Origin of the sequence: Oceanobacter sp. 5_MG-2023 (assembly GCF_030548165.1) — a bacterium.
Lineage (GTDB): Bacteria > Pseudomonadota > Gammaproteobacteria > Pseudomonadales > Oceanobacteraceae > Oceanobacter.
In genome coordinates this window covers 149,735-156,724 of sequence record NZ_JAUORS010000007.1, presented here as the reverse complement: position 1 = coordinate 156,724, position 6,990 = coordinate 149,735, and the positions used below count along the sequence as shown (strand labels likewise).

7 protein-coding genes are annotated in these 6,990 nt (G+C 51.9%); 5 read left to right on the top strand and 2 right to left on the bottom strand.

What is annotated here, in order from left to right:
- The first annotated feature begins 242 nt into the window (after positions 1 to 242).
- From Q4551_RS06975 to Q4551_RS06955, 5 genes are all read left to right on the top strand, one after another.
- The gene (locus Q4551_RS06975; protein WP_303432737.1) at positions 243 to 1,793 is read left to right on the top strand and encodes a 2-isopropylmalate synthase; all 1,551 of its coding nucleotides are present in this window, start codon (positions 243 to 245) and stop codon (positions 1,791 to 1,793) included.
- A 5-nt stretch (positions 1,794 to 1,798) separates the two neighbouring features.
- Positions 1,799 to 2,602, top strand: coding sequence for a hypothetical protein (locus tag Q4551_RS06970; protein ID WP_303432736.1), 804 nt, complete (start codon positions 1,799 to 1,801; stop codon positions 2,600 to 2,602).
- Positions 2,599 to 3,057, top strand: coding sequence for a ribosomal protein S18-alanine N-acetyltransferase (gene rimI / locus Q4551_RS06965; RefSeq protein WP_303432735.1), 459 nt, complete (start codon positions 2,599 to 2,601; stop codon positions 3,055 to 3,057). Before Q4551_RS06970 ends, rimI begins: the two co-directional genes overlap by 4 nt.
- A gap of 21 nt (positions 3,058 to 3,078) precedes the next feature.
- The gene (locus Q4551_RS06960; protein WP_303432733.1) at positions 3,079 to 3,732 is read left to right on the top strand and encodes an energy-coupling factor ABC transporter permease; all 654 of its coding nucleotides are present in this window, start codon (positions 3,079 to 3,081) and stop codon (positions 3,730 to 3,732) included.
- Positions 3,733 to 4,256: 524 nt separating this feature from the next.
- Positions 4,257 to 5,012 (top strand): ABC transporter substrate-binding protein, encoded by a 756-nt coding sequence (locus Q4551_RS06955; RefSeq protein ID WP_303432732.1) that lies wholly within the window; start codon positions 4,257 to 4,259, stop codon positions 5,010 to 5,012.
- Between the two features lie 20 nt (positions 5,013 to 5,032).
- Here Q4551_RS06955 and Q4551_RS06950 read toward each other — a convergent pair whose 3' ends face one another.
- Positions 5,033 to 5,584 carry a response regulator transcription factor gene (locus Q4551_RS06950; RefSeq protein ID WP_303432730.1) on the bottom strand — a complete coding sequence of 184 codons (552 nt, stop codon included), beginning with the start codon at positions 5,582 to 5,584 and terminating at the stop codon, positions 5,033 to 5,035.
- Complete coding sequence (locus tag Q4551_RS06945) at positions 5,581 to 6,852, bottom strand: ATP-binding protein (protein WP_303432728.1); 1,272 nt, start codon at positions 6,850 to 6,852, stop codon at positions 5,581 to 5,583. Before Q4551_RS06945 ends, Q4551_RS06950 begins: the two co-directional genes overlap by 4 nt.
- Positions 6,853 to 6,990: the final 138 nt, after the last annotated feature.

Here is a 6,990-nt window from a genome sequence, read left to right as displayed (position 1 = left end):
ATCGCCGATGGTAGTGTGGGGCTTCCCCATGTGAGAGTAGGTCATCGTCAAGCTCTTAAACGAAATACCCCGTCCTGTTATGCAGGGCGGGGTTTTTTTATGCCTGTGAGAAAGCAAGGGCGGACGCTGAGAATAAATAACCCGGGACTGAGCCGGTAACGGATACCGACGGTTGGGCTGTGCGGAAGGTACGATAGCATCGTATAATGATCCGTTACGTTGTACCTATTCGGGAGATTTCCATGAGTCAGCCAGATCGTTTGGTCATATTTGATACTACTATGCGCGATGGCGAGCAGAGCCCCGGCGCGTCCATGACCAAAGAAGAAAAGGTCCGCATCGGCAAAGCGCTGGAAAAAATGCGAGTGGATGTCATCGAAGCAGGTTTTGCGGCCGCCAGCCCAGGAGACTTTGCCTCAATTGAAGCGGTTGCCCAGGCCGTGCGTGAAAGCACTGTTTGCAGCCTGGCCCGCGCGATAGATAACGATATTGAACGGGCTGCGGCTTCGCTACAAAAAGCAGAGCGTGCCCGTATCCACACGTTTATTGCAACATCCCCCATTCATATGCAGTACAAGCTGCGTATGCAGCCTGACCAGGTGGTAGAGCAGGCCGTATATGCGGTGAAAAAAGCCCGTAATCTGGTAGCTGATGTTGAGTTCTCCTGTGAAGATGCCGGGCGTTCCGAGATCGACTTTCTCTGCCGGATTATTGAGGCCGCCATTAATGCTGGTGCACGTACAATCAATATTCCAGACACGGTTGGTTATGCAATTCCTGAAGAATTCGGCGCTACCATCAAGACCTTGCTGCAGCGTATTCCCAACGCCGACAAGGCGATCTTTTCCGTGCATTGTCACAACGACCTGGGTTTGGCGGTTGCCAACTCGTTGGCTGCAGTTGCCAATGGTGCTCGCCAGGTAGAGTGCACAATCAATGGTCTGGGTGAGCGTGCAGGTAACGCGGCTCTGGAAGAAATCGTTATGGCGACCCGTACCCGTCAGGACCTGTTTAATATCACTACCGGTCTGGATACCAGCCATATTGTACCGACTTCCCGTTTGGTCTCATCTATCACGGGTTTCCCGGTACAGCCGAACAAAGCCATTGTGGGCGCCAACGCATTTGCGCATGAGTCGGGCATTCACCAGGATGGCGTTCTCAAGCATCGTGAAACCTATGAAATCATGAAAGCAGAAGACGTCGGTTGGGGTGCCAATAAAATGGTTATGGGCAAACATTCTGGCCGTGCCGCTTTCCGCAGTCGTCTTGAAGAACTGGGGATCAACTTTGATTCGGATGTGGCGTTTAATGAGGCCTTTGTCCGTTTTAAAGATCTGGCGGATAAAAAACACGAAATTTTCGACGAAGATTTGCAAGCACTGGTAAGCGAAGCGGCAGCGGATGCTGCACCGGATATCTACAAACTGGTAACTCTGGAAAGCCGCTCCGCGACAGGTACTACGCCGGTTACGTCTCTGGTCGTCAGTCGGGAGGGTATTGAACACTCCAGTACCAGTGAAGGTTCTGGTCCAGTGGATGCTGCCTTGAAAGCCATTGAACAAGTGGTGGAGTCCGGGGCCAATTTGCTGTTGTACTCTGTGAATAATATTACCAAGGGGACAGATTCCCAGGGTGAAGTCACCGTTCGCCTGGAAAAAGGTGGCCGTATTGTTAATGGTAGCGGTGCCGACACCGATATCGTTGTCGCTTCGGCCAAGGCCTATATTCACGCACTGAATTTGCTCTTCTCTGGACTGGATCGTCAACATCCGCAAACTGACGGTGTCTGATTCTCATGCGTGAAGCGGTACGCTGTCAGTATTTGAAAGCGATGGGGATTCCGGTCTGGGTACCCAGAGATGAACTTCCCCATGCCGCTCCAAGTCAGTTATTGCCCTGGCTTGGTGAGCAACATGGCCCACATGGTAGTGAACTGCCAGTGGACCACTTGCCCAATTACCGGAATGCGGAAGATCACCCGGAAGGTGGGCACTTTGCTGCCGAACTGCTGGATCATCGCGGTAACACCACGACACGTGTGGCGGTGGATGCTGCGGTCGTCAGTAATCGTGACTCTGTTGCGCCAGCAGCCACCGCTTTGACTGACTTGCCAACCTCTCCTCCTGATTCACTGGTTAAACCAGAAACAGCGGTAGCTGAACCACTGGTAGTCGCTGATCTGACACCGCCTCGTTTTGAGTTACATTTTATCGCGACGGGTAATGGCACAATCTGGGTCTGTGACCGTCAGGAACAGCTTCCGGCGCTGCAAGCGTTTGCCTGGCAAATAGGGATTGGCATGAAGTGGTCGCCTGAGCAAGGCAGTCCTCTTTCTTTTCGCTGGCCCTTTATCGAACATGGCCAGGAAGACCAGAGCAGTGCGGTAGCTGAACAGGCATTACGGGCGCAATGGCAATTTTTTGTACATCATGGCGGCCGCCATGTTATTGGTTTTGGCAGTAATACCCGGCAGTGGCTGACGCGAATTCAGGTGCCTGGCTGTTATCAGGACGATGACGTCGTTACCGTGATGAGTTGTGCCGAACGGAAAAAACAATTGTGGTTGGCATTATTAAATCTGTCCATGGAGCAACAATGAATAGTCATGGCGCCTGTCTTGTCTCAGCTGGCCCGGATGATCTGGAAGCGGTTATGGCCATTGAGCAGCGTTGCCAGTCTCATCCCTGGAGTCGTGAGGTGATGTTACGCTACCTGAGTAAAGAGCATGTGGTGTGGCGACTGGAGCTGGATGGCACCCTGATTGGTTTTGCCGTTGTCACTCAGATAGCGGGAGAGGCGGAGTTGCTGGATATCGCAATTGATCCTGACTATCAAGGGCGAGGCTTTGGCCAACAATTATTACAACGATTGCTGGATGACGTTGGCAGCAAGGGGAATGAGCGCATGTTTCTGGAAGTACGTGCCAGCAATATGCCAGCAATAGCTGTTTATGAAAAACTGGGGTTCTGCCAGATTGGTGTTCGGCGCAATTATTATCCAGCCAAGATCGGGCGGGAAGATGCTCTGATGTATTGCCAGGAATTGTTCCAATAATCGATAGCAGGAGCTATTACCATGAGCCCGACTCTACCAGACTGGCTACTGGGGTTGATGTCATTGGTCAGCCTTGGACTGTTGGGCTGGAGTATTTATAGTTATCGTTGGTCAGCACTGATTGAGCATCGTCCAGCCCAGCACCTGTTTTTTGGCAGTGTACTGGTGATGGTTCTTTTCTGGCAGGCGAAAGCCGGTATTTTGCCAGGGTTGGGTTTTCATATACTGGCACTGACGTCTGTAACCCTGATGATGGGCTGGCGTCTGGCCTTGGTCGCAACGGCCATGATGCAACTGGTGCTGGCCTTGTCTGGGCAATTTGAATGGCAGACACTGGGCTACCATTATCTGATTCAGACGGCTCTGCCCATTGGTTTTACCTATGGTTTTTATTCTCTGGTGTACCTGCGTCTGCCCCATAATCCATTTATTTATATTCTTGTCGCGGGTTTTCTCAATGCCGGAGTGACCCATGCTTTTCTGGATCTTCTGCAAAGCGCCATTTATGCACTCAGTGGTACTTATACGGCGGATAAGATCTGGCATGACTACTTGCGCTATTTGCCATTGATGATGTTTCCGGAAGGAGTGGTGAATGGCATGTTTATTTCTGGCATGGTCGCTTTCCATACCGAATGGCTAAGTACCTTTAACGAAGAGTCTTATTTCAAATAGATGGTTGATGCACTGTCATCCCGAACCGTTCACCCCGCTGTGTAGGCAACCGCCCTCATTCCCGCACCTGATGGCTCGCCGAGCCAGAATCATTGCAATTTTTGATGAAATCATGACCAATTAATTACTAAACACTTAGTCTGAAAATTGTTCTATTTGTAATAAAAAAGTATGACTCTCGCCGCAATATTGAACCGTTATGGTGTACGGTAATTTTCCATATCCAATGGCTCGACCAGGGTCCCAAGCGTTGTAACAGGGTAGATGACGCCAGGGTTTGGCCAGAAATTAGGCGCTGTGTTGCTGCGGCCGAATGTTAATGCTGATTTCCCCTTGTTCTGTTTCTCGCTTTGTCGCTGCCTTGCACCGTCTGGTTGCCCCTTGATCTTGGCCAGTCTTGAGCCAAGGCGAAGAAAAATCAGCAGGCTACTGGTGTTCGGCATACTCAGAAGGTTCAGAGTGAATCAGCTGGCCTGGTTTCAGAAAGATTATCGCATCAAACAACCGATATTAGAGGCACATCTATGATTGGACAAAACCGGATGGGGATAGTCGCAGGGATCATACTCTCGGTATTTTCTTGTGTAGCGCCAGCCGCTGAAAAAATCACCTTACTTACAGAACAGTATCCGCCCTATAACATGAGCATGACGATGCAGGGGTATGCCCATAAATCTGAAGACATTGGTGGTTTATGCACCGACATCATACGAGCCACTTTTGCCAAGGCGGGTATTGAATACCGCATGAAGCTGCGTAACTGGAGCTATGGTATGGATCGTGTCCAGCGTCGCGTTAACCACGGTTTGTTCTGTACGGTACGTACCGAAGAGCGGGAGTCGGTATTCAAGTGGGTCGGCCCGATTACGACCATGAAGGTCGCATTGATGGCGAAAGAGGATTCGGGCATCAAGCTGAATCGGCTGTCGGATGCCCGACGATATACGATTGGCGGTTATAAGGGAGATGCGTTTACCGGCCAAATGGTTTCTGAAGGCATGAATGTATCCATTGCTAGCGATGACATGGCCAATCCGTTGCGCTTGCAGAATGGCTCGATTGATTTGTGGGTAACCGATGTGTTGGCTGGTCCCTACAAGGCTTCCGAAGCTGGGGATCTGGATGAATTAAAGATAGCGCTGGAATTAAAATCGTCCCCTGTGTACTTGGCGTTTAATACCGAGACAGACGACGAGATTCTCCAGAGCCTGCAAAATGCCCTTGGCAGCTTAAAGGAAGACGGCACCATTACCGCACTGGAACATCAGTACGGCCTCTGAAATTGACCATCTCCCCAGGATTACCTGGGGGCGTACTTCTGTAATTTTCGCTGTAGTGTGCGGCGGTGCATATTCAATGCCCTGGCGGTTGCGGATACATTGCCGTCATGTTCATTCAGCACTCGCTGGATGTGCTCCCACTCTAATTGATCCACTGACATCACCTGTGCCGGTTCGCTGCAGCTATCGACTGGATGGGAGCTGTTGTTGTCTTTGAAGGCAGCGACCAGCTCTTGCAGGGTAACGGGCTTGTGCAGGTAATTGTGTGCACCCAATTTGATGGCTTCTACCGCTGTCGCGATACTGGCATAACCGGTGAGCATAACGATGGTCAGCTCCGGCTGTTGTTGCAGTAATCGGGGAATCAGGGTCAGGCCGGATTCTTGCTCCATCCGTAAATCCAGAGTCGCCCATTGTGGCTGGAAACTGGTTTGAGCAGCCAGTGCTTCATTGCTGTTGTGTGCCGGTCGGGCGCTGAATCCCTGTCGCTCCAGACTGCGGCACAAGACCTGGCTGAAATGCAGATCATCGTCAATCACCAGTATGCGAGGAAGAGACTGGGTCGAGGTCATAATTGTGGCTCCGGTAAAAAGGAAATCGGCAAGCTGAGCGTGCAACGGCTGCCACCGTCAGGCAGGGCTTGTAGTTCAATATTGCCGCCAAATTGCTCAACGCTGGCGTTACTGAGGTACAGGCCAATCCCCAGCCCGGTCTGCTTGCTGCTGTTGTATGGTGAGTAACGGCTCAGGGAAGCGGCGGCGTGGGGATCAGGCTGGATAATATCCAGCATCCAATAGCCTTGTTGTTCCCTGGCCTGGAGTTCGATGGGTTGTTGGCCTGCTTCGGCAGCATTGTTCAGCAGGTTTAATAACGCCTGGTCCAGCAGTGGGGAGGTATGAATCAGCGCCGAGCCATGGTGTTCAAATGGCTGCCATACCGCGTTGGGCTGGCTTAGTTGCCAGCGCTGTAGCTGGCTTTTGAGCCAGTCGCTGGCGAGTTGTTGTCGTGCATCACGGGCTTCACGTCCCTGTCGAGCCAGTTCCTGTAACGAATGCTGGCAACGATTCACCTGCTCCCGCAGCAAGGACAGATCCGGTTCGATTTCTGCTGCGGTCTGGCTATCGATCAGGTCGTCGAGCAGCATTCCCATGGTCATCAATGGCGTGCCCATTTCGTGAGCAGTACCGGCAGCCAGTGTACCGATCCCCACCAGCTGTTCGTTTTTGAGCTGTTGCTCCCGCAGTTGCTGGATTTCTTGCTGCTGGCGCTGGCGGGTTCGGATCAGTTGTGGAATCAGCGTCACCAGAATCAGCGCACTGAGCACAAAGGTGAGCCACATCCCCGACAAGTGCCAGTCGACCAGCGATACGCTGCTCATCGCGTGACCATGGTGCAATAACAACGGCTGATACCAGATACTGAGCAAACTGTAGTCGGCGACACATAACGCTGTCATCCAAATGGCCAGTATCCAGGGTAAGCCATAACTGGCGAGCACCAGCAGTACCAGAAAGTAAGAAATGAGCGGATTGGTGGCGCCACCGGTAAAAAACAGCAGTCCGGTAAATAACTGACACTCCAGAGACAGGTGTAAAAACAGTTGCCAGTCCTGGATGGCCCCTTGAGTGACTTGCCACTGACTGAAGACTTGCAGCGGTAAATACAGCGCCAGCAGTACCCAGGCAGCCTCCAGGTTGGCGACACCTTGAGAGTGCAGATAACTCAGAAATAACAGCCATACCGTTGCGATGGCCAGCTGCAGCAGGGCCAGTCGCTGCAGTACCTGATTGAGTCCGGAAGAGGGAGAAGCCAGCGAGCGCATGAATAAAGCGGTGTCCAAGGGTAATCGGCCGTCAGTATAAGGGATTCTGTCTGGCTTGATTCTACCCGGGATGATCTGCCCTGCGTTATTTGGTCGCAGTGTATATGAATGGCCATGCGCCTATCGAGGTGTCTGCACCCATCATTATCCCGCAAT